The organism is Methylomonas sp. PHL2-19 (assembly GCF_059331595.1).
Genome location: NZ_CP196839.1, coordinates 1,007,170 through 1,029,873, shown reverse-complemented (window position 1 = coordinate 1,029,873; position 22,704 = coordinate 1,007,170). Strand labels below are relative to the sequence as shown.

At 51.6% G+C, this 22,704-nt stretch carries 27 protein-coding genes; 12 read left to right on the top strand and 15 right to left on the bottom strand.

Annotated features, from left to right (window positions below):
• Positions 1–2: 2 nt before the first annotated feature.
• Genes ACR02O_RS04850 through ACR02O_RS04840 form a run of 3 tightly spaced genes read right to left on the bottom strand, consistent with a single transcriptional unit; the run spans position 3 to position 2,505 of the window.
• Positions 3–869 carry a 23S rRNA (adenine(2030)-N(6))-methyltransferase RlmJ gene (locus tag ACR02O_RS04850; protein WP_494522898.1) on the bottom strand — a complete coding sequence of 289 codons (867 nt, stop codon included), beginning with the start codon at positions 867–869 and terminating at the stop codon, positions 3–5.
• A gap of 41 nt (positions 870–910) precedes the next feature.
• Positions 911–1,261, bottom strand: a complete 351-nt coding sequence (locus ACR02O_RS04845) for a DMT family protein (protein ID WP_033159387.1) — start codon at positions 1,259–1,261, stop codon at positions 911–913.
• Positions 1,258–2,505, bottom strand: coding sequence for a multifunctional CCA addition/repair protein (locus ACR02O_RS04840; RefSeq protein ID WP_494522897.1), 1,248 nt, complete (start codon positions 2,503–2,505; stop codon positions 1,258–1,260). Before ACR02O_RS04840 ends, ACR02O_RS04845 begins: the two co-directional genes overlap by 4 nt.
• Positions 2,506–2,550: 45 nt before the next feature.
• Here ACR02O_RS04840 and ACR02O_RS04835 point away from each other — a divergent pair, with 45 nt between their 5' ends.
• The 7 genes from ACR02O_RS04835 to pqqE all read left to right on the top strand — a co-directional run bounded on the left by ACR02O_RS04835 (position 2,551) and on the right by pqqE (position 7,347).
• A complete protein-coding gene (locus tag ACR02O_RS04835; protein WP_494522896.1) occupies positions 2,551–3,387 on the top strand; it encodes a sulfite exporter TauE/SafE family protein in 837 nt (278 codons plus the stop codon).
• 154 nt (positions 3,388–3,541) lie between these two features.
• A complete protein-coding gene (pqqA, locus tag ACR02O_RS04830) occupies positions 3,542–3,616 on the top strand; it encodes a pyrroloquinoline quinone precursor peptide PqqA (RefSeq protein WP_054760176.1) in 75 nt (24 codons plus the stop codon).
• 109 nt (positions 3,617–3,725) lie between these two features.
• A complete protein-coding gene (pqqB, locus tag ACR02O_RS04825) occupies positions 3,726–4,637 on the top strand; it encodes a pyrroloquinoline quinone biosynthesis protein PqqB (RefSeq protein ID WP_494522895.1) in 912 nt (303 codons plus the stop codon).
• A 10-nt stretch (positions 4,638–4,647) separates the two neighbouring features.
• Positions 4,648–5,376 carry a pyrroloquinoline-quinone synthase PqqC gene (gene pqqC, locus ACR02O_RS04820; RefSeq protein ID WP_494522894.1) on the top strand — a complete coding sequence of 243 codons (729 nt, stop codon included), beginning with the start codon at positions 4,648–4,650 and terminating at the stop codon, positions 5,374–5,376.
• Positions 5,376–5,939, top strand: coding sequence for a Uma2 family endonuclease (locus ACR02O_RS04815; RefSeq protein WP_494522893.1), 564 nt, complete (start codon positions 5,376–5,378; stop codon positions 5,937–5,939). Before pqqC ends, ACR02O_RS04815 begins: the two co-directional genes overlap by 1 nt.
• A 33-nt stretch (positions 5,940–5,972) precedes the next feature.
• Entirely contained in the window at positions 5,973–6,245 is a 273-nt protein-coding gene (gene pqqD, locus ACR02O_RS04810; RefSeq protein WP_494522892.1) for a pyrroloquinoline quinone biosynthesis peptide chaperone PqqD, read from the top strand.
• Positions 6,223–7,347 carry a pyrroloquinoline quinone biosynthesis protein PqqE gene (gene pqqE, locus ACR02O_RS04805; protein ID WP_494522891.1) on the top strand — a complete coding sequence of 375 codons (1,125 nt, stop codon included), beginning with the start codon at positions 6,223–6,225 and terminating at the stop codon, positions 7,345–7,347. Before pqqD ends, pqqE begins: the two co-directional genes overlap by 23 nt.
• Before the next feature lie 45 nt (positions 7,348–7,392).
• On the opposite strand, the gene msbA is transcribed toward pqqE, so the two are convergent.
• On the bottom strand, positions 7,393–9,156 hold the full coding sequence (gene msbA, locus ACR02O_RS04800) for a lipid A export permease/ATP-binding protein MsbA (protein WP_458139213.1): 1,764 nt from the start codon (positions 9,154–9,156) through the stop codon (positions 7,393–7,395).
• A gap of 78 nt (positions 9,157–9,234) precedes the next feature.
• Here msbA and ACR02O_RS04795 point away from each other — a divergent pair, with 78 nt between their 5' ends.
• The 5 genes from ACR02O_RS04795 to ACR02O_RS04775 all read left to right on the top strand — a co-directional run bounded on the left by ACR02O_RS04795 (position 9,235) and on the right by ACR02O_RS04775 (position 13,928).
• Positions 9,235–10,326, top strand: a complete 1,092-nt coding sequence (locus ACR02O_RS04795; RefSeq protein WP_494522890.1) for a glycosyltransferase family 9 protein — start codon at positions 9,235–9,237, stop codon at positions 10,324–10,326.
• A gap of 69 nt (positions 10,327–10,395) precedes the next feature.
• Positions 10,396–11,124, top strand: coding sequence for a glycosyltransferase family 25 protein (locus tag ACR02O_RS04790; RefSeq protein ID WP_494522889.1), 729 nt, complete (start codon positions 10,396–10,398; stop codon positions 11,122–11,124).
• Between the two features lie 11 nt (positions 11,125–11,135).
• Positions 11,136–12,356 (top strand): O-antigen ligase family protein, encoded by a 1,221-nt coding sequence (locus ACR02O_RS04785; protein ID WP_494522888.1) that lies wholly within the window; start codon positions 11,136–11,138, stop codon positions 12,354–12,356.
• Positions 12,349–13,098 (top strand): glycosyltransferase family 2 protein, encoded by a 750-nt coding sequence (locus ACR02O_RS04780; RefSeq protein ID WP_494522887.1) that lies wholly within the window; start codon positions 12,349–12,351, stop codon positions 13,096–13,098. The genes ACR02O_RS04785 and ACR02O_RS04780 overlap by 8 nt, the downstream gene beginning before the upstream one ends.
• Positions 13,095–13,928: a glycosyltransferase family 2 protein gene (locus ACR02O_RS04775; protein WP_494522886.1), complete on the top strand. Its 834-nt coding sequence runs from the start codon at positions 13,095–13,097 to the stop codon at positions 13,926–13,928. Before ACR02O_RS04780 ends, ACR02O_RS04775 begins: the two co-directional genes overlap by 4 nt.
• Here the strand turns inward: ACR02O_RS04775 and ACR02O_RS04770 are convergent.
• From ACR02O_RS04770 to ACR02O_RS04720, 11 genes are read right to left on the bottom strand one after another with little or no spacing between them, the layout of a single operon-like run.
• Entirely contained in the window at positions 13,925–14,347 is a 423-nt protein-coding gene (locus ACR02O_RS04770) for a DUF2802 domain-containing protein (RefSeq protein WP_033159398.1), read from the bottom strand. The genes ACR02O_RS04775 and ACR02O_RS04770 overlap by 4 nt on opposite strands.
• Entirely contained in the window at positions 14,347–14,511 is a 165-nt protein-coding gene (locus ACR02O_RS04765; RefSeq protein WP_458138986.1) for a hypothetical protein, read from the bottom strand. The genes ACR02O_RS04770 and ACR02O_RS04765 overlap by 1 nt, the downstream gene beginning before the upstream one ends.
• 28 nt (positions 14,512–14,539) lie before the next feature.
• Entirely contained in the window at positions 14,540–15,013 is a 474-nt protein-coding gene (locus ACR02O_RS04760; RefSeq protein WP_033159399.1) for a chemotaxis protein CheW, read from the bottom strand.
• A 21-nt stretch (positions 15,014–15,034) separates the two neighbouring features.
• Positions 15,035–15,766: a chemotaxis protein CheW gene (locus ACR02O_RS04755; RefSeq protein ID WP_458138985.1), complete on the bottom strand. Its 732-nt coding sequence runs from the start codon at positions 15,764–15,766 to the stop codon at positions 15,035–15,037.
• Positions 15,763–16,566, bottom strand: a complete 804-nt coding sequence (locus ACR02O_RS04750; RefSeq protein ID WP_101053267.1) for a ParA family protein — start codon at positions 16,564–16,566, stop codon at positions 15,763–15,765. Before ACR02O_RS04750 ends, ACR02O_RS04755 begins: the two co-directional genes overlap by 4 nt.
• Positions 16,563–17,444, bottom strand: a complete 882-nt coding sequence (gene motD / locus ACR02O_RS04745) for a flagellar motor protein MotD (RefSeq protein WP_458138984.1) — start codon at positions 17,442–17,444, stop codon at positions 16,563–16,565. Before motD ends, ACR02O_RS04750 begins: the two co-directional genes overlap by 4 nt.
• Positions 17,445–17,454: 10 nt before the next feature.
• Positions 17,455–18,201, bottom strand: coding sequence for a flagellar motor protein (locus tag ACR02O_RS04740; protein ID WP_033159403.1), 747 nt, complete (start codon positions 18,199–18,201; stop codon positions 17,455–17,457).
• Complete coding sequence (locus ACR02O_RS04735) at positions 18,201–19,295, bottom strand: protein-glutamate methylesterase/protein-glutamine glutaminase (protein ID WP_458138983.1); 1,095 nt, start codon at positions 19,293–19,295, stop codon at positions 18,201–18,203. The genes ACR02O_RS04740 and ACR02O_RS04735 overlap by 1 nt, the downstream gene beginning before the upstream one ends.
• Positions 19,296–19,304: 9 nt before the next feature.
• Positions 19,305–21,515: a chemotaxis protein CheA gene (locus tag ACR02O_RS04730; RefSeq protein ID WP_458138982.1), complete on the bottom strand. Its 2,211-nt coding sequence runs from the start codon at positions 21,513–21,515 to the stop codon at positions 19,305–19,307.
• Between the two features lie 10 nt (positions 21,516–21,525).
• Complete coding sequence (locus ACR02O_RS04725; RefSeq protein WP_319962278.1) at positions 21,526–22,248, bottom strand: protein phosphatase CheZ; 723 nt, start codon at positions 22,246–22,248, stop codon at positions 21,526–21,528.
• 17 nt (positions 22,249–22,265) lie between these two features.
• Positions 22,266–22,640, bottom strand: a complete 375-nt coding sequence (locus ACR02O_RS04720; protein ID WP_033193930.1) for a chemotaxis response regulator CheY — start codon at positions 22,638–22,640, stop codon at positions 22,266–22,268.
• Between the last annotated feature and the right edge of the window lie 64 nt (positions 22,641–22,704).

Below are 22,704 nucleotides of genomic sequence, written 5' to 3'. Positions count from 1 at the left end.
GGCTAATTCCTTACCGCGCTCGCCACTGTCGCTTCGGGCACCTGCCACTCTACCCGCCAATGCCCCCGGCCATCCGCCAACGCTTGATTCAAGTAAGGCAACAAGGCTTCGGCTTGACTATCCAGTTGCCACGGCGGATTGATGAATAACATGCCGGAACCGGTCATGCCGCGCCCCGGTCCGTCTTCGGCTATACAATGCTCGATGCGCAGCTGGCGAGGAATGCCGCTTTGCTCTAGTTGCCGCATGAAGTTTTCAGTGGCAGTGCGGTCGATGACCGGATACCACAGCGCATAAACACCGGTAGCGAAGTGTTTATAAGCGGTCGTCAGCGCTGCAACGATTTTTTTGTATTCGTCGCGCATTTCGTAACTGGGATCGATCAGAATCAAGCCGCGCTTTTGGATGGGTGGTAATTTCTTGCTCAAGGTTTGCAAGCCGTCTTCCTTGGAGACGCTAACCTGCTTGTCGCCGGCGAACAATTGCTGAAGGGCTTCGACATCGCTACTGTGCAATTCCGACAATACCAAGCGGTCTTGTTGCCTGACCAAACGCTTGACCAATTGCGGCGAGCCGGGATAGCGCACCAGTTGCCGTCCGGTGTTTTCTGCGCGTACCGCGGATAGATAGTCTTTTAATTCCGGCGGTGGGTCCTGGCTGTCCCAAAGTTTGGCGATGCCTTGCTGGTATTCGCCGGTTTTTTGGGCAAACTCGGATTTAAAAGAATATTTACCGGCTCCGGCGTGGGTATCGATGTAAACAAACGGTTTGTCTTTCTGTTTCAACGCGTTGATCGCCAGCGTCAGCAGACTGTGCTTTAAAACATCGGCAAAATTGCCGGCGTGGAAGCCGTGGCGGTAACTAAGCATGCTGTTCACCCATTATTATTGTTATTCCATTCCGTTCAATTTCAGCTTAATTTGGCTCTGAACATAAAAAACACCGCACCCAGCAAACATAGCCCGGCCCAGAGATAATCCAGTTTCAACGGTTCTTTCATGTAGTACACCGAGAAGGGTACGAATACGCTCAGCGCTATCACTTCCTGCATAATTTTCAGTTGGGCGACACTGCACTGCGTGTATCCGATACGATTGGCGGGCACTTGTAACAGATATTCGAATAAGGCTATGCCCCAACTGACGAATGCCGCCAGCAACCAGGGCTTGTTATTCAATTCCTTTAGATGTGCGTACCAGGCAAAGGTCATAAAGACGTTGCTGCAAATCAATAAGCCGGCGGAGACCAGGATGGCATTCATGCTGATTCAATTGTTAGTTGCTGATAGCGTTGTTTGTAATCGTTGACGGCTTGGGCCCGCAATTTGCGGATAGCGATACCAATCTGCTCGCCTTGCAAGCCTTTCAGCAAAGCCGCCGAGGTATCGACAGCCGTGGCGACCACTGCCGCAGAACGAATGTAGTCAGCTTGCGGGTAGGGCCTGTCTTCGAATCCGGTTCGGCCGCGCGCGTCGGCTTCGCAAGCCTGCAAAAATTCCTCCAAGCGACTATCGGGCTTGAACGCGCCCAGGGTTTGCAACATATCGGTCAAGGTATCCGCCCGCAATTCCAAAGCCCGGTGGCAATGAGTGTGGTATTGCATGACCTGCGCACACAGCGATTTAAAATGATTCGGCACCCGCAATCTTTGGCACAGTTTGGCAAGCACCGGCAAACCTTTTTGCTCATGCCCATGATGGCTGGGCCAATGCTGGCAGGGGGTCAAGGCCTTACCCAGATCATGTAACAAGGCCGCCAGGCGTACCTCTGGCTTTTCGGAAAGCCGCGCCGCCTGCTCCAGTACCATCAAGGCATGCACGCCGGTATCGATTTCCGGATGATATTTCTCCGGTTGCGGCACACCGAATAAAGCGTCGAGCTCCGGAAAAACCACTCGCAACGCTTCGCAGTCTTTCAATACCTGAAAAAATGCCGCCGGCGTCCGCTCCAATAAAGCTTTATGCAATTCCGCCCACACCCGCTCGGCAACCAGAAAATCGGCTTCCCCAGCCATAACCATCTCGCGCATCAATCGCAGTGTTTCCTCCGCGACAGTAAAGCCCAAATGGGCATAACGGGCAGCGAAACGGGCGACGCGCAAGATCCGCACCGGGTCTTCACTAAAAGCGGGTGACACATGGCGCAAGATACGGTTTTCCAAATCGCGCCGTCCATGAAACGGATCAATCAATTCGCCGTCATCCTTCATTGCCATCGCATTGACGGTTAAATCCCGCCGCAATAAATCCTCTTCCAGCGTCACATCCGGTGAGGCGTGCACCGCAAATCCCTTGTAACCCGGGGCCGTTTTACGCTCGGTACGCGCCAAGGCATATTCTTCGTGATCGATAGGATGCAAAAATACCGGAAAGTCTTTACCCACCGGCCGAAAACCGGCGGCCAGCATACTGTCCGCAGTCTCACCGACCACCAGCCAGTCACGCTCCTTAACCGGAAAATCCAGCAAACGGTCGCGAACTGCGCCGCCGACCAGATACGTTTTCATGCCTTAGCCACTCGCCTACTTAATGGATCAAAAGACACAGTATAAATGAGTCGCTATCATAGTGCTTTGCTTATTCCCCAGCCATTAATCATCATGACGGAAATTTTTTTAGCCAGCTTTTTACTGGGCATTCTAGCCGGCGTCGCCGCCGGTTTGTTCGGTATAGGCGGCGGCGCATTGATTGTGCCGGTGCTGGTGTGGGTGTTCCAAGCTCAGCGGTTCGATCCCGAGCAAATCATGCTGATCGCCGTTGCCACATCTTTAGCAACCGCAATATTTACTTCGCTGGCCTCTGTGCGTACTCACCACAAACTTGGGAACATCGACTGGCATCGGGCAAAACATTTAGCGCCGAGCATGCTGCTGGGCGCCGTTGGCGGTGCCGTATTGGCCGAATATATCAGCGCCGACTCACTACGTTGGTTTTTTGTTGCTTATCTAATTTATACCAGCGCACAAATGGCAATACCCAAACCCAACAAAGCGTCATCACACCCAGCTAAATTCTCCCTGGATTACCCGATGGGTCTGTTGATCGGCGTACTATCAGCCATTTTAGGCATAGGCGGCGGCACCATGACCGTACCTTATTTGGTGAGCAATGGCCTGCCGATGAAAAACGCGGTCGCCACATCCAGCACCTGTGCAATCCCCATCGCCCTGTCGGCTGCTACCAGCTACGCCATCCTGGGCTGGCAAGATCATCAATTACCGGTTGGCAGCCTCGGTTATCTATATCTACCGGCCTTCGCCGGCATCGTCTTGACCAGCATATTTACTGCGCCCTTGGGCGCCAAGTTGGCGCACCGTTTGCCGGCACAAAAATTGAAGCGTTACTTTGCGATTGTGCTGTTGGCACTTGCGCTGAAAATGGCCTGGTAAGGCCGGGAACTTAAGCGCAGAGACATCGCTCCAAGTGCTGTTAGTTCCGGTTTGATTGCTCTGTTGCGCAAAGAAAAACTTCATCGTATACTTCGGCGCAGCTTTCTCGATCAAGCTATCGCACACAACAACAAAACCTCTGGAGGGTATATAAATGAAATGGGAAACACCAGCTTACAATGACATGCGTTTCGGTTTTGAAGTTACCATGTACATCTACAACCGTTAATCCTTAGGGATGACGATAAAAAAGGGGCATTTTCCTGCCCCTTTTTTTTGCCTGGCGTTTTTTAATCCCGTATCATGCGGCGCTCATTCATCATTCCCCTTAGGCAAACATGAAGATTAGAGTTCTCGGCGCCGGCGCCGGCGGCGGATTTCCGCAATGGAACTGCAACTGCGACAATTGCCGACGCCTGCGCAATGGTCAATTCAACGGCAAAGCCCGCACCCAATCGTCCATAGCAATCAGCACCGACAACCGCAACTGGTTGCTGTTTAACACCTCGCCGGACATTCGCGCCCAATTAGAAGCGTTTCCCGCCATTCAGCCTAAAGAAGGCATCCGCGATACCGGTATCAAGGCCGTACTCTTGATCGACAGCCAGATCGACCATACCACCGGCATGCTGATGCTGCGCGAAGGCAAACCGTTGAACGTGTATTGCACCGAGATGGTCAAGCAGGATTTGACCAGCGGTTTTCCGCTATTCAACATGTTGAAAGACTATTGCACCGTCAATCACCATCCGATTGCCTGCGACGAATCCCCGTTCGAGATTCCCGGGATTGATGACATCCGCATTTATGCCCACGCCCTGAAAAGCAAGGCCCCGCCCTATTCGCCGCACCGCCACGATCCGCACGACGGCGACAACATCGGCGTCATCGTCGAGCAAATTTCCACCGGCAAAAAGCTTTATTACTCACCCGGCCTCGGTGAAATCGAGCCGCACGTCCTGCAAGCGATGCTGAACGTTGACTGTCTAATGGTAGACGGTACATTCTGGACCGATGACGAAATGGTGACACGCGGCATTAGCCAAAAACGTGCTCGCGACATTGGCCACTTGCCGCAGTCCGGGCCTGGCGGCATGATTGAAGTATTGAATGGCGTGCCAAACGCCCGCAAGATTTTGATTCATATCAACAACACCAACCCGATTCTCGACGAAGATTCGCCGGAGCGTAAAACCTTGGATGCCAACAGTATCGAAGTGGCTTACGACGGACTGGAAATTGACTTATAAAAGGTGTTACATGACTGCTGATAATCAACCCTGGAGCCGCGAAGAATTTGAAGCGCAATTACGCGGCATGGAAAAGTATTACCACATCCATCATCCGATGCATGTCCTGATGAATGAAGGCAAACTGACCAAAGCCCAATTGCAAGGCTGGGTGGCGAATCGCTTTTATTATCAGGTGATGATTCCGATCAAGGACGCCAATATCATGGCCAACTGTCCTGATCGAGAAACCCGTGCCAAATGGGTACAACGCATTCTTGATCACGATGGCCACCCCGGCGATCCCGGCGGCATCGAAGCCTGGATACGTCTGGGTATCGCTGTTGGGTTAACTCGCGAAGAGCTCATATCACTGGAGCACGTATTGCCCGGAGTACGCTTTGCCGTAGACGCTTATGTCAATTTCGCCCGCCGCGCGGAATGGCACGAAGCCGCCAGTTCCTCTCTGACGGAACTGTTCGCCCCAAAAATTCATCAACAACGCTTGGATAACTGGCCCGATGTCTACCCTTGGGTGGAACAAGAGGGTTACACTTACTTCCGCAAACGCCTGACCGAAGCCCGCCGCGATGTCGAGCACGGTCTGGAACTGACGTTGGATTGGTACAAAACCCGCGAGCAACAGGAACGCATGGTGCAAATTCTGAAATTTAAACTGGATGTATTGTGGAGCATGGCCGATGCGATGTATCTGGCTTATGTAGCCGACATGCCGCCGTATTTCAATATCGAGCAATAATGCACACCGCATTGCAACAGCATTTCACTGCCTCAGATTACCTGACCTGGGAGGAAACCCAGGTCCAGAAGCATGAATTCGTCGCTGGCGAGGTGTTTGCGATGACTGGAGCTCGACAAGATCATGTCGTCGTCAGTCTGAATATCGCGTCCGCCTTGAAACAACGCTTACGCGGCAAGCCTTGCAGGCCTTATATCGCTGACTTGAAATTGAAAGTCGAAGCAGCCGACGCATTCTTTTACCCTGACGTGATGGTGTCCTGCCATCCTGGCGATCTTGGCAACCAGCAATTTATTTCTAACCCATCACTGATCGTCGAAGTGCTTTCAGACTCGACAGCCGCCTATGATCGCGGCGGCAAATTCGCCGCCTACCGGCAGCTAGTATCCTTAAATGAATACCTGATCGTCGACATCGACGCCCGCCGAGTGGAATGCTTCCGCCGCACGCCCGACAACGAGTGGCTGTTGCACGATTACATAGGCGAAGTCGATTGCCAACTGCACAGCTTGAGCATCAGCCTGCCGTTGGCGGAAATTTTTGAAGACATCGAAACTGCTTAATTTGCCAGTCGTTTGCTTACATACCGGAACTCTATGACCATCACCCCCGATCAACTTATCAAATTCTCGCCGCTGCACCGGCTGCAATGGGAAGAAGCTCAGCAAAAATACGTGATTCTGTATCCGGAAGGGATGGTCGAGTTGAACCAAAGTTCTGCGGAGATACTCAAGCTGTGCGACGGCAGCCGGATATTGGGGCAAATAGTCGCCGAATTGGAAGAAAAATTCGCCACATCCGGCCTGACCAACGACATCACTAACTTTTTGAACGTAGCATTACAAAATGGCTGGATCAAGCAAGCTTAATATCACCCCGCCGCGCTGGCTGTTGGCCGAGCTGAGCTACAAGTGCCCACTGCAATGCCCTTATTGCTCCAACCCCTTGGATTACGCTAAATATCCGAACGAATTAAGTACCGAGGATTGGAAGCGCGTATTAAGCCAGGCGCGCAAAATGGGTGCGGTACAGTTGGGATTTTCCGGCGGCGAACCGCTAACCCGCCAGGACTTGACAGAATTGGTAGCATACGCGCGCGAACTGGGTTATTACTCCAACCTGATCACTTCCGGCTACGGTTTGAGCGAAGAAAAAATCGTCGAATTGAAACAAGCCGGGTTAGACCATATCCAAATCAGTATCCAGGCCAGCACCCAAGAACTGAACGACCACATCGCCGGTACCGCAACTTACCAGCACAAGCAGGACGTGGCGAGACTGATTAAGAAACACGGCTATCCCATGGTGCTGTGCGTGGTGATCCACCGCGAAAACATTCATCAAATGCCGCAAATTCTGGAGATGGCCGAAAACCTCGGCGCCGATTATCTGGAATTAGCCAACACCCAATATTACGGCTGGGCGCATTTGAATAGGGACGCCCTACTGCCGACCCGCGAGCAATTCCAGGAAGCGGAAAAACTTGCTCAGGCTTATAAAGAAAAAGTCGCCGGCAAGATGAAAATTTACTATGTGGTGCCGGATTATTACGAAGACCGACCAAAGGCTTGCATGAACGGTTGGGGCACGACGTTTTTGACCATCGCCCCGGACGGTACGGCGTTGCCCTGCCATTCGGCGCGTGAACTACCAGGCCTGGATTGCCCCAACGTCAAGGATTTCAGCATCGAAGAAATCTGGAATGAGTCGAAAACCTTCAACTTCTTCCGTGGCACGGAATGGATGCAGGAGCCTTGCCGCAGCTGCGACGAGAAAGGCAAGGACTTCGGCGGTTGCCGCTGCCAGGCCTTCTTGTTCAACGGCGACATGTACAGCACCGATCCGGTGTGCAGCAAGTCCCCGGAACGGCATAGAATCGACGCCGCGATTGATTCGGCGCGCGAACTCGCCTTGTCTGATCGGGAAAAACCGTTGATATTTCGCAACAGCAAAAACTCCAAACAATTTTAAACACCTATCCCAGCCGGCGAATCATCTGAGCCGCCGGCTGACTCTTCACTCCTGCCCGACAGCAGTCTCCGGCTGCTCTGTTTGACCGCCATCCTGAAACTGCATCTTATGCAATTTGGCATACGCCCCATCGCGAGCCAACAGTTCGCGATGCGAGCCTTGCTCGACAATCCGGCCTTTGTCCATTACCAAGATCACATCCGCACTCTCGATGGTGGACAAGCGATGCGCCACCACCAAGGTCGTGCGGCCCTGCATCACCCGATTTAATGCAGCCTGAATATAGCGCTCCGATTCGGTATCCAACGCTGAGGTGGCTTCATCCAGAATCAAAATCGGCGCATCTTTTAACAAAGCTCGCGCCAAGGCCAAGCGCTGCCGCTGGCCGCCGGACAGTTTCACGCCGTTCTCGCCGATTTCGGTCTCTAATCCTTGCGGCATTTTGCTGATAAAGTCCATTGCATAGGCATCGACCGCGGCCTGCTCTATCTGCTCTCTGGCCGCGCCTTGTAACGCGCCATAGGCGATATTATTCGCGACGGAAGCGTTGAACAAGGTGACATTCTGCGTGACCAAGGCAATCTGTCGGCGCAAACTGTCCAAGCGGTAACGCTTTAACGGCACGCCATCAATCAAAATCTCGCCCTGCTCGTAGTCATAAAAACGTGGCAACAGGTTAATCATCGTGCTTTTGCCGCCACCTGAAGCACCCACCAAAGCTACGGTCTGGCCGGGTTCAATTGTCACATTAATATTATTCAATGCCGGGGTTTCGCTGCCGGGATAGCTAAAACTGAGATTTTTGAATTCGATGCGGCCTTGACTGCGCTCAACCTGATAGTCGCCACCATCGATTTCCGCCGGCTCGTCCAATACTTCGAACAAAGACTCCGCCGCCGCGATACCGCGCAAGATCTCGGAATTGGCATCGCTCAATTGCCGAATCGGCTTGGGCAACAAGAATGCCGCGGTAAAAAAGCCGACAAATTCACCCGGGCTGGACGATTTCATCATGATCAAGGCCAGATACATCATGCCGGCCAAGGCAAAAGAAATGACCAGTTGCATCAACGGATTATTTAGCGATACGGTCATGATCAGCTTGCGATGTTGACCACGATTTTCCAGACTGGCTTTCTTAAAGCGTTGCCGCTCGTAATCTTCCCCGCCGAAACTTTTTACGATACGGTTTCCGGAGACCATCTCCGAAGTGATGTGCGTCAAATCACCGACCGTGTCTTGCATATTGCGGCTCAGCCGTTTTAAACGTTTGCCGACATAACGCACCATGATCGCTACCACCGGTGCTATCGCCAAAAACACCAAGGAGAGCTGCCAGTTGGTATAAGCCAGATAACCCAGCAAGCCCACCGCAGTAAAACCTTCGCGCACGAAAGAACGAATCGAATCGGACGTCGCCCGCGTGACTTCGCCGATATTATTGGTAATCCGCGAAATCATGTAGCCGCTGTTATGCGCATCGAAATATTGCACCGACAAGCGGGTGTACTGATTAAAAATCTCGCAACGCAGCTTGTGAATCAAATTGCCGGAAATTCGCGCCAGGTAATAATTACCCAAAAACGAGCCTATGCCGCGTACCAGAAACAACACCACGAAGGCCAGCGGCAGATATTGAATATCTCCCCGATCCGGCGCCCCAAAGCTGTCGATGATGCGCTGAATAATCATGACCACCGCCGGCTCGGTCGCGGCATAGATCGCAAAACCGATGGCAGTTACCAAAAATAAACGCCAATACGGCAACACAAACGCAAGTAAGCGTTTGTACACCTGGCTGTCCGTCATGGTTTTGCGCGAATTTTGTAACGTGTTCAATACTGTTTACCTTTAAAATGTACAGCCATGTTGATCAGCCAGCGTTCCATGCCCAACCAAAAACCGCTCAATATACAACCTAAACGCATTTTGGTGATAACCCTGCGTTATCTAGGCGATACGCTGCTGGTTACCCCACTCATCTCGTCGCTGAAGCAAGCCTATCCGGACGCTGACATTGACGTTCTACTGCCTTCCAGCAACGCCGGTATGCTGGAAGGCAATCCCGACATCCGGCGCTTATTAACCGTAGCGGGCAAGCCTGGCGGCTTGGCATTCGGCAAATTGTTATTCAGCCTATTTCGGCGTTACGATTTAGCCATTTCCACGCAAGCTGGCGACCGGCCAACTTTGTGCGCAGCGATAGCCGGGAAAATCAGCATCGGCTTTGTGCCTGGCGATGCTACTAAGGCTTGGTGGAAAAAAGCGCTACTCAAACGCTGGCTGGTATTTAGCAGCGATTACGGTCACGCCGTCTTGGAAAACTTGCGCTTCTGCAAGTTACTGGGAATAGCGCCTTGCTATCGCCTGACTCCGCCGCAAAGCTCGACGCCGATACCCAGCATAACTGGTCCCTACGTCGTTCTACATATTATGCCGCAATGGCGCTATAAACAGTGGCACGCCGAGGGCTGGTGCGAGCTCATCGCCTTTTTAGACCGGCAAGGTTTTAAAGTCGTATTAACCGGCAGCGGCAGCCCTACCGAGTTGGCAGCCTTGCGAGAAATACAGCAACAACTGCCAACAGATGTCATCAATCTTGCCGGTCAGCTTTCGCTGGCGCAATTGTCCGCTTTGATTGGCAAAGCCGCATTATTCGTCGGCCCCGACACCGGCATCACCCACTTGGCGGCGGCCACCGGCACACTGACTTTTGCCTTATTCGGACCCACCGATCCGGAAAAATGGGCACCCTGGCCGTGCGGATACGGCGAAGATAAAACGCCATTCGCGTCTCGTGGTTCAAGCCAAGTAAATAACGTGTATCTGCTGCAAGGCCAAACCGAACAAAACTGCCTACCCTGCCAACTGGAAGGTTGCGACCGGCACCGTGAGAGCTACAGCGCCTGCCTTGATCAGTTATCCAGTGGCCGGGTGATCGACGTGATCGCGCAAACATTGCAAGCCAAACGGCCATAACGATGATGTTATTTTCCACAAAACCGTCGATAATCGCCGCTTTTTTCAGCAGCCTAACTACAATTTCGCATGATGCAATCGCCTAGCCTTGACCGCATTTTGGTTTTGAATGTCAAAGCGTTCAGTCAACGCCGTATGTTCATGGAACAACAACTACGCGATTTCGGGATGTCGGCGGAATTTATTTTCGACTGGGATATAGGCGATTTGACAGACAGCGTGGTGGCCGAGTATTTCCGTGACGACCATCATCTGACTACGGCTCAGCAATCCTGCGCATTAAAGCATGTGGCAGCCTTACAGAGAATTGCGGACGGTAATGGCCAAGGTTTCTGTTTGGTACTGGAAGACGATGCCGTGTTCAGTAAGGATATTCAGCTCGGTTTGCAGCGCGCGCTCAGTCAGAGCGGGCAATTTCCCGGCTACAAAGTCATCTACGTCGGCTCCGGCGGTAATTTTTTTACGCCCAAGAGTCAGCGCAAACCGGATCAATACCTGTATCTCGGGCATCGCGGTCGCTTTGCCGATTCCTATCTTATTGATTCCAGCACCGCCCGTCAGAGACTAGACTGGATTAAAACTCACAAAATCGCCGAACCGATTGACAATCAGTTCGAAAAAATCGACAAACAGCTCGGCATTCAAATGATTTGGCTGGAAGATCCTGTCATCGAACAAGGCAGTAAAAACGGCCTGTTCAAAAGTGCTTTGGAAGCCGATCCGCCCACCTGGCTGAAAGGACTGTTTTTCCGCTGGGAAAAACTCAAGCGTAAATACATTTATCAGTTATGGCGCTAAGGCTACAAAATATGCTTGCATCCCCCCTGACATCCGAGACATCGCTCAACATCTGTCGCGGCCTCGCTATTGCCGCTGCTATCGCCGCTCCCGTTTCCACGGCGGTTGCCAGCATAGCCAGCGTGGCGTTACTGGTATTCTGGCTAATCTCCGGCCAGGCATTGCAAACACTTAAATTATCTTGGCAACAGCCGATCGGAAAAATGATCGTGCTTTTCTTTGCCTGGTTAATCATCGGCACGCTTTACGCGGATACAGACTGGCACAGCAAATTGGAAACCTTATCCAGCTGGAAAAAACTACTTTACGTGTTCCTGCTACTCGGTGTTTTTCAGCAATCGCAGTGGCAAAAACGTTTTGTCTACAGCTATTTTGTCGCCATGGTGGTGGCTGGCATTATTGCGATGCCGCTTTGGGCATTGGAGCTTATCGTTAGGGACAGCCGGGAAGCCGGCATTTTCATGACCAATCACGCCACCCAGAGTACTGCTTTTGTGGCGGCCCTGCTTTGCGCGATCTTCCTGGTGCAAGAACCGCTGACCCCACATTGGAAATATGCCGTGTGGGCGGGAATGGCCATATTTTTATTCAATATTTTCTTCATCAGCACGGGTAGGAGTGGCTATTTGGCTGTCCCCATCGCCGCGGTTTTTGCATTGGGCTCGATATATGGCTACAGCAAACTACCACAAATTATTGGGATAGCCGCCATCGTGCTGGTGGCCTTTGGTCTGAGCTCCAACACCTTGCAAGACCGATTCAGACTGGCCTGGGACGAACAAGCTAGTTATCAAAGCAGCCAGGATTTAACGTCCGTTGGCATTCGGGTGGTCTTTTACAAAAACACCGTGGAACTCATCGAGAAAGCGCCTTGGTTTGGCTATGGCACGTCATCGTTCAAACCAACCTACAGTAATTATGCCTTGGCCAAAAGCCAGGGATGGCAAGGCACCAGCACCAGCGACCCGCATAATCAATACCTGTTTATTTGGCTAGAAAACGGCTTGGTCGGCTTGCTGTTGTTCTTTGCTTATATTGTCGTCGCATTGCGCCAGGGTATGAATAACAAGCCCTACGGGCCGATTGCCGCCAGTTTTTTGGTGGCAATTTGTGCTTCAAGCCTGTTCAACTCGCATTTCAAAACTTTTGCTGAAGGCTATTTGCTGGCGTTTTTTCTCGGCGCGTTGCTAAGTCATCCTGCGGATTCCGCCCTTCGTCAGGCCAATGCTTAGCGTTATCGTCATCACCAAAAACGAGGCGCAACATATCGGCCGCTGCCTGGCATCGGTTGCTTGGGCAGATGAAATCATTGTTCTCGACTCGGGTAGTAGCGATGAGACTGTCGCGATTTGCCGACAATTTACCAACAAAGTCTTCATCACCGACTGGCCCGGATTTGGGCCGCAAAAACAGCGGGCGTTGGACAAGGCGCGCGGCGATTGGGTACTGTCTATCGATGCCGACGAGGAAATCGGGCCGGCGTTAAAAGCCGAAATCCTGCAAGCCATGCAGCAAAACGAGGTGCAGGGCTTCGAAATCCCCCGCTTATCCAGCTACTGCGGCAAGCAAATCAAGCATGGAGGCTGGTGGCCGGATTACGTGCTGAGACTGTTTCGCCGCGATGTCGGACGCTTCAGTAGCGAAGTCGTGCATGAGCGTATTGAGGTTGTGGGAACTATTCGTCGGCTTAAAAACCCGCTCTGGCATGAGGCCTTTGTCGATCCGACCGAGGTGCTGCATAAGATCAACGCTTATTCTTCGCTGGGTGCCGAGAAAATGTTCAATCACGGTAAGCGGGCCAGCTTGGGCAAAGCCATCGGCAAGGGCCTGTGGACCTTCATCCGCACTTACTTCGTCCAGGCAGCCATTCTGGATGGCTCGGAAGGCTTAATGTTGGCCATATCCAACGCCGAGGGCAGTTATTACAAATACCTGAAACTACGCGAGCTTTGCAGTAAAACAGCCAGCAAATGAACAGCTTGATTTCTGTCATCGTCACCACCTATAACTGGCCGGACGCGCTTTCCGCCTGTTTACTCGCCCTGATGGCTCAACAAGATCGCCGGTTTGAAATCATCATCGCCGATGACGGTTCCGGTACTGCAACGCAGGAATTGATCAAAGGCTTTATCGAAACCAGCGAAATTCCATTGCGGCACGTTTGGCATGAGGATAAGGGATTTCGGGCCGGCACTATCCGTAACAAAGCGGTTGCCGCAAGTCGCGGCGATTATCTGCTGTTTATGGACGGCGATTGCGTCGCGCTACCGGATTTTATTAGAAATCATCGACAATTGGCCGAAACCGGTTATTTCGTTCCGGGCAACCGGCTGTTATTGAACGAAGCTTACACATCACTGGTATTAGGGCAAAAAATACCCCTGCACAAACAGTCACTTGGCTTTTTTTTATGGCAACGGCTGCAAGGCCGCATTAACCGTTTGTTGCCTTTACTGTACTTACCGCTGCACAGCTGGCGTTATCGGCAACCGCAGAATTGGCAAAAAGCCATGACTTGCAATCTGGCGGTCTGGAAAGACAATTTTCTGGCAACAAATGGTTTTGATGAAGTCTTCGAAGGCTGGGGATATGAAGATTCGGACTTAGTGATCCGCCTGATTCATCAAGGCGTCAAACGGAAAGAAGGCCGCTTTGCGGTACCGGTATTACATCTTTGGCACCGGCATAACGATAGAAGTCAACACGATGAAAATTACCGGCGTTTGTTACAGAGGGTAGCGGATATATCGATAACTCGTGCGGAACGGGGCGTGGACCAGTATCTGGAAACGACCAGCGCCTAACCCAAACCGGAACGTTTGCCGCCGCCATGCAAACGCATTAATAACACCGCTTCATCACGGGTCAAGCCGCAATCCCGGACCAGCGCCTCAATGCCAACCCCGCTGCGGATTTTTTGGATGACATCTTCATAGCCACCTGCGGGGATAGGTTCAGCGGGCGCCACGTCAGCAACGGTTTGCCGTTGCGTGTTGACTTGATCGACAATGCTATTCAATCGCGAGTCGTTCGCCGCCAGCCGCCGATCAACAGCCACAGCGGCAGAGCAAAGGCCGGCCACATCCTCGTTGCTACGCTGCACCCGCTCTTCAAGACGCTGAAATTGTTGTTTTAGTGTTTGCTGCTGGCGCAACAGCCGAACTAACACCGCTAGCATAAATACGACTACCCCCGCCAAAACCAGCACTAAATATTCGCTCATCACACTATTTCGTCAACATGCTCGGCAGGCTGTTTATTGTCTTTGTTTGGGTCGGGTTTGGTCTGCGGTTGTTTTTGCGGCTGGCGCTTTTCACGCTCTTCGCGCTCAACCTTGTATATCGTGTGTACTGGGGAAAAAGGCGTGATCGGTGTTATTTCGGTCATGTTGCACCTCGCATGCCTAGTCAGGCAATCAAAACATATCCAGCTCGGCTTTTTCGTCGTCGCTGAGGAATTTATTCAAATCCACCAGAATTAACAACTGATTGTCGCGACTGGTGACACCTTGAATGTATTTTGAGCTTTCTTCATTGCCGACGTTAGGCGCGGTTTCAATCTCGGAAGCGCGCATTTCCACGACTTCGGCGACGCTATCAACCAAAATGCCGATGATATGCCGGTCGGTTTCGATGATCACTACCCGTGACGCATCATCGGTGTCTTTGGACGGTAAGCCGAAACGGTTACGGGTATCGATGACCGTCACCACATTACCGCGTAAATTGATAATCCCCAATACATAGGACGGCGCACCGGGCACCGGGGCAATTTCGGTAATCCGCAACACCTCTTGCACTTGCATGACATTGATGCCGTACTTTTCGTCGCCTAGACAAAAAGTCACCCATTGCATGATAGGGTCGCCTTGTTTTTTATCTTCGCTCATTTTGTTGTATCCAGATGCTGTTTAACTATTTTTTCTATGCGGTACCAGCTGTTTAACATCGATAATCGCTGTCAACTCGTCTATTACCGTACCGATTAACCATGGTTTTTTTTGTCTGGCCGTTCGCCATCTGACCCCATCGGGCTTTACTTTACCGATGGAGAGAATTTCATCACACACCAAACCCCATTTTTTATCCTGGGTGATTAAAATGCGCTCGAACGGATACTCCTCACTATCCGGTTGCAGGCCTCGGCTTTTGCCAAAAATCAGCTGCCGGGTATCAAGCACGCCGATACGGCTATCATGCTCGTCCAGCAAACCCAAGAACCAAGAGGGTTGTCCGGGAATTTTCGTGGGTTTGCGGTCGATTTTTATCGTTCTCGACAACTCGATCAGCGGCGTTGCCAATATCAGCTTATCAACCTTAAAAAACAAAGCCTGAAACTCGTACTGCGACCAATCCGGCATGATAGACAGTGCCTGTAGTTTAGCCGGGATTTCCGGCTCTACAAGCTTGGGTTGTCGGTTCCTGACCAGTGCTTTGGAGCTTGCTTTTGGAATGCCGGTCACGACCGGAGCAGGATCCGGCAATTTGATAGGCTCCTCAACAACAAGCTGTTCCAGCGATATTGCCGACTTTACGTTAACAGCTTCCTCAGCCTCGGGCACCTCATCCAATAGCGTCTGCAGATACACATCAAGCGCTAACTGTTGATCAACGATACTGGGGGGTGGTTTTGCCTGAGTCATTTATGCGGTGCCAAGTTTTTGTCTGGACTCTTATCAAGCAATAACAGTTCCAACAATTCGGCATAGGCTTCGGCCGCACGCGCGCTTTTGTCGTACAGGGGTAAGGGAATACCGGCCTGGCTGGCATCCCGCACTTTAGTATCCACCGGGACGACCGAACTCCAGGCATTGTCCGGATACTGTTGATGTAAGGCCGCTAAGCTGTCGCGAGCCGCCTTGGTGCGTTTATCAAACATGGTCGGCACGATAGTGAATTTAGGCGGTGTTTTCCGGGAATGAAAAACCATTTTTATGGTATGCACCATTCTATCCAGACCTTTTAGGGCCAGGAATTCGGCTAAAACCGGAATCACTAAATGATCGCAGGCCGCCAGCGCATTGATCATTAACACCCCCAACATCGGCGGGCTATCGATAATCACATAGTCATATTGGTCGGCCACTTTGTGCAATGCGGTAGCAACCACCAAGCCCATGCCGCCGATTGCGGCGACCTGCCTATCCAAGGTGGCTATAGCGGTGGATGCGGGCAAGACATCGATACCGTCGAAGTCTGTTTTGGCGATATAGACCTGGGGATCGACGTTTTTCTTTTTCTCGCTGGCGTCGAGAAATAAATTGTAAACGCCAAGCTCGATCTCATCCGGATTCATCTTGAAATAGCTGGTCAACGAACCATGCGGATCTAAATCGACCAGCAAAGTCCTGAACCCCCAGGACGACAACAAGCCACCCAGTGTCACCACGGTAGTCGTTTTACCGACGCCGCCTTTTTGATTGGAAACTGACCATATTTTCATAACTGAGCCGGCGCTTCCGGCGTCTTTTCAACTGCGGTTTCAGGTGGCGAGCTGGGCTGTGACGGCGCCAAATTCAGCACTTTCGCGCGTTCGTCGTCAGTCATGCCGTAACGAGCAAAGGCTTGCGACATCAGCACCAATACAACTCGCCGATTTTTAAAACGCCCCTCCTCGTCTTTGTTATCGGCGATCGGATGAAATTCTCCATAGCCCACCGCCGATAATCGTGTCGCCGGAATATTGTTTTTTACCAATTCCTTGACAACACTGGTTGCCCTGGCTGAGGACAAGTCCCAATTGGATGGATAAAAGCCGGTGGAAATCGGTACGTTGTCGGTGTATCCCTCGACATTGATCACATTGGGTACGTCGCGCACGGCCTCTGCAACTTTCTGCAACACCGGAACAGCCTTGCTGGAGAGCTCGGCCTTACCGCTGGCAAACAGTAACTCGCTATTCATTTCCAGTTCCACCCAGAAATCGTGCTGTTTGATACCCACCAACTGGCTTTCCACAAAAGGCTGCAAGGCTCGTTGAAACTCCTGCGACACTTCATCCAGCCGGCGTTTTTCCTGCATGATTTCTTCGCTCAGCTCTCTTTCCTCGGCCGTCATCAAATTTGGCAATTCAATCGGCTGGATCGTGGTGGGAATCGTGCCAACCTGAATCGGCTCTGCTTCTTTTTGAATCTTCTCGTTGTGAAACAGAGCCTGGTCCAGCGATTCGGAGAATGTTTCGTACTTACCCTTATTTACCGAGGAAATCGAATACATCACCACAAAAAACGCAAACAGCAAGGTCACGAAATCCGCGTAAGACACCATCCAGCGGTCGTGATTATCGGCCTGTTGCAATGGTCTACGTTTGCGCCGACTCATAAGGCCTCCCTTATTTTTCCAATAAAAAACCGGATAATTTCAACTCGATATTACGCGGGTTTTCGCCCTCGGCTATCGACGAAATGCCTTCTATCACCATTTCCCTGGCTTGCGATGCTTCGAAAATCAGACTCTTCAGCTTATTGGCGATAGGAATAAACAACAGATTGGCCAAGCCGACACCGTAAATAGTCGCCACGAAAGCTGTCGCGATGCCGCTGCCCAATAACTCCGGCTTGGCGAGGTTCTGCATCACATGAATCAAGCCTATTACCGCGCCGATAATGCCGATAGTAGGCGCATACCCACCCATCGCCTCAAAAACCCTAGCCGCCTGGGTATCCAAATGCTCCTTTGTCGTTAGCTCAACCTCAAGGCAATCGCGTATCACTTCCGGCTCGTTGCCATCGACCAGCAACTGCAAACCTTTTTTGGCAAAACTGTCTTTTTCGGTTTCGATAACCGATTCCAAGCCCAGCAAGCCTTCCTTACGGGCCAGAGAGCTCCAGCGCACAATCTTGTCGATTTGCTTTTTGAGCTGCAAATTTTGCGGCACAAAAATCCAACTCAAAATACGTAAGCTGCGCAGAAATACCTTGGGCGGAAATTGCAACAGTGTCGCTCCCAGCGTACCACCCACCACAATAATGAAGGCATGAAAATTGATCAGGGACCCGAGTTCTCCTCCGCCCATTAGGTTACCGCCGATAATCGCGGCAAAGCCTATCAACACACCCAAAATACTGAGAATATCCATCAATGTAATTTTTTAAATTGGTTGGCAATCTCTTCCAGAGAATAAATATGATCCGCCAGACCGGCTTCTGCGATGGCTTTCGGCATGCCGTAGATAGTACTTGTAGCCTCGTCCTGCGCCCAGATTTGCGCGCCGCGCTGCCTTAACTTCATAGCGCCAGCCTTGCCGTCTGCGCCCATGCCGGTCAACACCACCGCCAACACATGCCCGGCGAATACCTCGGCAAGCGAGTCAAAAGTAATATCTACACAGGGACTATAAATTTCCCCATTTTGCTTGGCCCGCAACACAATCCGCCGCTCACCGGCTACTTGCTTAACTTGCATCTGCATTGCACCTGGCCCCAATAACGCGGTCCCCGGCTGCAATACGTCACCATCCCGCGCCTCCCTGACATTAATATTGCAAAGCAAATTCAAGCGTTCGGCAAAGCTTTTGGTGAAATTAGGCGGCATGTGTTGCACCAGCAATATGGGTATCGAACACTCAGCCGGAATTTTGCTCAGCACGTATTGCATGGCGACCGGCCCGCCGGTCGAGGCGGCAACCACCAAAAGCTCGATTTTGCTGCTGGTTGCAGTTTTGGGCCACGCGGACGCAGCGCGTATCGGCTTAACTACGGGGTTTTCGGCGGTTGAGCTCTGATGTTCTTCTTGATTCACGCGCGGCAGAGGTCGTGGGGAAGACATTCTAGTAGCCTGAGAAGCCACCATTCTCACTCTATATCTCAGTAAGTAGCGGGCCGTTTCACGATTAGCATCAATGTCTTCCAACTGCTTGGGCAAAAAGTCGATAGCGCCGGCATTCAACGCATCCAGAGTGGCTTGAGCGCCGACTTGCGTCATTGCCGAAAACATTAGTATCGGACAAGGCCGGGTGCCCATGATTTTTTTGACTGCCGTGATACCATCCATGATTGGCATCTCCACATCCATGGTGATAACGTCCGGCTGCAGACTTGCCGCAAGTTCTATGGCTTCGCGACCGTCGTGAGCGACGCCTATCACTTTAAACTCTTGATCCTCTTCTAAAATTTCCCGAATTCTTTTACAGATAAAACTGGAGTCGTCGACGATCAGCACCCGAATGGTCATATTGCCGCGTCACATCGCATACTTCTTCATCAGGCCAGGCACATCGAGTATCAGCGCTATCTTGCCGTCACCGGTGATGGTTGCTCCCGCCAATCCTTCCAATCCATGTAACTTGGCACCCAGCGCTTTAATCACCACTTCTTCCTGACCGATTAATTGATCCACCACGAACCCGACATGCCTGCCGCCAGCGTTCACCACCACCACATGATTGGTCGGCTGCGTTTCGCCTGTGAAATAAGAACCTCTAACCAGCCACTCACTTAAATAAAACAGCGGCAAGGCCTTGTTTCTGACCATTACCACCAATTGACCATCTACCTTATTGGTTTTGCTCAAATCCAGATCGAGTATCTCCAAAACGCTGGCCAAGGGTAACGCGAAAGCCTGCCCGCGCAACTTCACCATAAGGGTCGGCATAATAGCCAAAGTCAACGGCACCTTGATTATAATGGTGCTGCCCTTGCCTTCCACCGAATCAATTTCCACCACGCCGTTCATTTGCGCGATCCGTGTTTTCACCACGTCCATGCCGACACCACGACCGGACACGTCGGAAATTTCAGTTTTGGTGGAAAATCCGGGCAGAAAAATTAGGTTGTAACACTCTTTATCGTCAAGACGGGCGGCGCTTTCTTCATCCATCAAGCCTTTTTCCACCACTTTGGCGCGCAGTATGTCGGGGTTCATGCCCTTGCCGTCGTCTTTGATGGACAACTGAATATGATCGCCTTCCTGAGACGCTTTCAATATCACCACGCCTTCCCGAGGTTTGCCGTTGGCTTCGCGCTCATCCGGCGATTCGATTCCGTGATCTACCGCATTCCTGACCAAATGCACTAAAGGATCCGCCAGAGCCTCGACCAGATTTTTGTCGAGATCGGTTTCTTCACCCACCAACTCCAGCCTGATTTCTTTTTTCAGACTTCTAGCCAAATCGCGTACCACACGCGGAAAACGCCCGAAGACTTTTTTGATTGGCTGCATCCGGGTTTTCATGACCGCCAATTGTAAATCGGCAGTCACCACGTCCAAATTGGATATCGCTTTGGACAACTGCTCTCCGGCTTCAGCATTGGCTTTAAGCGTCTGGAAACGGTTACGCACCAGAACCAGCTCGCCGACCATGTTCATAATATCGTCCAAAATCTGGGTATCTACCCTGACGGTGGTATCGGCTTGGGGTGTGGCGGCTTTACTCTTGTCGGAAACGGAATCTACTACCGACGCTACTTTGCCTAAGCTATTTTCCGGCTCCACATCGACGGACGGTTTCGCGACCGGCTCAGGTTTAGCCGCCACGAACGGTTTCTCGACAGGCAACTCTACATTTTTAATTGGTGGGTTTTTTTCACCCGCAGCCGGCTCATCAATCTTGCCCAAATTGGCAGCATCGAACTTACCTTTGCCGTGCAAAGCATCGAGGACCTTATCGAACTCCTCGTCGGTAATATCGCCGGAATCGGCGGCGGGCACAGACGGCTCGGTTTTTACAGAAAACTTACCTTTGCCATGCAACTCGTCCAGCAGATTTTCAAACTCGTCTTCACTGATTTCGTCATCCGCCGTCGGCACTGCCGATTGCGCTGCGATGTTCGCGGTGGGAGAACCGCCCTTACCATGCAGCGCATCCAGCAAATCTTCGAATTCCTGCTCGGTAATTTCATCGCCATCTTCCGAGGCGGATTCGCTGGCCAATAACTCCTCTGGATCGAGCATTGCATCATAGTCTTGCGCTGCGGATTCTTGAGGGGATAGCGGCGGGGTGGATTCGGAGGTTTCGTTGATGACAGCGGCTTCAACCGCTATCTCAGCAGGCGCGGCAGCTTCGGCCGGCCCCGCGTAAGATTTCAAGCGTTTCAAAAGACCTTGATCCGCCGATTTTGGGGTATTGCCCGAACGGACTTGCCCGAACATCTCGTTGACGATGTCCACGACTTGCAAAATCACGTCCATCAAATCCGGCGTGACTTGGCGATCACCCTGTCTGAGCACGTTAAAAACGTCTTCGGCGTTGTGACAGACATCGACTAAGGCGCTAATAGCCAAAAAACCGGCGCCGCCCTTTATGGTGTGGAACCCGCGAAATATGGAATTCAGAAGATCGAGATCGCCAGGCGATTGCTCCAGTTCCACCAGCTGCTCACCCAGAGAATCGAGAATCTCCCCGGCTTCGACCAGGAAGTCTTGCAATATTTCGTCGTCCAGATCGATCGCCATGTTGTTTTCCTCAGAAACCTAGACTAGACAGTAAGTCATCAACATCGACCTGACTGGTGGCCACATCACCGGCTCTGTCATCTACTCCGGGGACAACCGGTCCGGGCACTTCGGGCTGCAACGCGGCACCGCTGCTTGGCGTAATTTTGCGGCTGGAAATTTTGATCAGATTAACCATGCTGCCTTCAAGATCCTGCACCAAATCGATAACCCGGCGGATAATCTGCCCGGTAATATCTTGAAACCCTTGCGCCATCAATATATCGCTTAGGCCCGCCTGGATTTTCTCCAGAGACACTTGCGACTGCTCAAAATACTGACTGAGGTCGGCGCTCATGGCCTTAAACTCGTCAAATGGCATTTCCCGATCCAAAAAGCGATTCCATTGCGCCGACAATTGTTTAACCTGCCCGTTCAGTTCATCCGATACCGGCAACAACTCTTCAACGGCGGTTAAGGTTTGATCTGCGGCTTGCTCCGTCATCGCGATCACATAATGCAGACGCTCCTTGGCATCCGGTATATCGTGCTCAGCCATGGCTGCTATTTTTGAGTCGACGGAAAAACTCACCATGGTGTCGTGCAATTGGCGAGTTAGGCGGCCAATTTCTTTAAACAATTGTGTTTCTCTTAATCCGGCTACTTGATCAAGAATTTCATCGGCAGCCGCTTCGTCGCACTTTTCTAATGCTGCGACCAAATCTCGGGCCAAACTCAGCAGGTCAGTATTCATGGTAATCTCCCTGTGCTTCAGCCGTCGATGCGTTCAAAAATCTTTTCGATTTTCTCTTTAAGCGTAGCAGCCGTAAAAGGCTTGATGACATAACCATTTACACCGGCCTGTGCAGCCATAATGATTTGCTCGCGCTTGGCTTCGGCTGTGACCATCAACACCGGCAGATTGGCCAAACTGGGAGTAGACCTGACGGCCTTCAATAAATCGATGCCGGTCATGCCCGGCATATTCCAATCGGTGATCAAAAAATCGATACCGCCTTTTTCCAGAATAGGCAGTGCTGTTTTACCGTCGTCCGCTTCCACGGTGTTGGTAAAACCCAGATCTTTCAACAGGTTTTTTACTATTCTCCGCATTGTCGAAAAGTCATCGACAACCAGAATACGCATATTTTTATCCAAGGATAATCTCCACCCAGATTACTTTATTGTTAAGAAACCGCTAAATTGTGAC

Coding starts and splice junctions, on each gene's coding strand:
- ACR02O_RS04750 (WP_101053267.1), bottom strand. CDS start 16,566: ATGAAAATATGGTCAGTTTCCAATCAAAAAGGCGGCGTCGGTAAAACG.
- ACR02O_RS04785 (WP_494522888.1), top strand. CDS start 11,136: ATGCTTGCATCCCCCCTGACATCCGAGACATCGCTCAACATCTGTCGC.
- ACR02O_RS04815 (WP_494522893.1), top strand. CDS start 5,376: ATGCACACCGCATTGCAACAGCATTTCACTGCCTCAGATTACCTGACC.
- ACR02O_RS04835 (WP_494522896.1), top strand. CDS start 2,551: ATGAGTCGCTATCATAGTGCTTTGCTTATTCCCCAGCCATTAATCATC.
- ACR02O_RS04850 (WP_494522898.1), bottom strand. CDS start 869: ATGCTTAGTTACCGCCACGGCTTCCACGCCGGCAATTTTGCCGATGTT.
- pqqC (WP_494522894.1), top strand. CDS start 4,648: ATGACTGCTGATAATCAACCCTGGAGCCGCGAAGAATTTGAAGCGCAA.
- ACR02O_RS04755 (WP_458138985.1), bottom strand. CDS start 15,766: ATGACTCAGGCAAAACCACCCCCCAGTATCGTTGATCAACAGTTAGCG.
- ACR02O_RS04735 (WP_458138983.1), bottom strand. CDS start 19,295: ATGACCATTCGGGTGCTGATCGTCGACGACTCCAGTTTTATCTGTAAA.
- msbA (WP_458139213.1), bottom strand. CDS start 9,156: ATGACGGACAGCCAGGTGTACAAACGCTTACTTGCGTTTGTGTTGCCG.
- ACR02O_RS04740 (WP_033159403.1), bottom strand. CDS start 18,201: ATGGATATTCTCAGTATTTTGGGTGTGTTGATAGGCTTTGCCGCGATT.
- ACR02O_RS04775 (WP_494522886.1), top strand. CDS start 13,095: ATGAACAGCTTGATTTCTGTCATCGTCACCACCTATAACTGGCCGGAC.
- ACR02O_RS04845 (WP_033159387.1), bottom strand. CDS start 1,261: ATGAATGCCATCCTGGTCTCCGCCGGCTTATTGATTTGCAGCAACGTC.
- ACR02O_RS04720 (WP_033193930.1), bottom strand. CDS start 22,640: ATGCGTATTCTGGTTGTCGATGACTTTTCGACAATGCGGAGAATAGTA.
- pqqD (WP_494522892.1), top strand. CDS start 5,973: ATGACCATCACCCCCGATCAACTTATCAAATTCTCGCCGCTGCACCGG.
- ACR02O_RS04770 (WP_033159398.1), bottom strand. CDS start 14,347: ATGAGCGAATATTTAGTGCTGGTTTTGGCGGGGGTAGTCGTATTTATG.
- ACR02O_RS04780 (WP_494522887.1), top strand. CDS start 12,349: ATGCTTAGCGTTATCGTCATCACCAAAAACGAGGCGCAACATATCGGC.
- pqqE (WP_494522891.1), top strand. CDS start 6,223: ATGGCTGGATCAAGCAAGCTTAATATCACCCCGCCGCGCTGGCTGTTG.
- ACR02O_RS04730 (WP_458138982.1), bottom strand. CDS start 21,515: ATGGCGATCGATCTGGACGACGAAATATTGCAAGACTTCCTGGTCGAA.
- pqqB (WP_494522895.1), top strand. CDS start 3,726: ATGAAGATTAGAGTTCTCGGCGCCGGCGCCGGCGGCGGATTTCCGCAA.
- ACR02O_RS04790 (WP_494522889.1), top strand. CDS start 10,396: ATGATGCAATCGCCTAGCCTTGACCGCATTTTGGTTTTGAATGTCAAA.
- ACR02O_RS04840 (WP_494522897.1), bottom strand. CDS start 2,505: ATGAAAACGTATCTGGTCGGCGGCGCAGTTCGCGACCGTTTGCTGGAT.
- motD (WP_458138984.1), bottom strand. CDS start 17,444: ATGAGTCGGCGCAAACGTAGACCATTGCAACAGGCCGATAATCACGAC.
- ACR02O_RS04765 (WP_458138986.1), bottom strand. CDS start 14,511: ATGACCGAAATAACACCGATCACGCCTTTTTCCCCAGTACACACGATA.
- ACR02O_RS04725 (WP_319962278.1), bottom strand. CDS start 22,248: ATGAATACTGACCTGCTGAGTTTGGCCCGAGATTTGGTCGCAGCATTA.
- ACR02O_RS04795 (WP_494522890.1), top strand. CDS start 9,235: ATGCCCAACCAAAAACCGCTCAATATACAACCTAAACGCATTTTGGTG.
- ACR02O_RS04760 (WP_033159399.1), bottom strand. CDS start 15,013: ATGAGCGAAGATAAAAAACAAGGCGACCCTATCATGCAATGGGTGACT.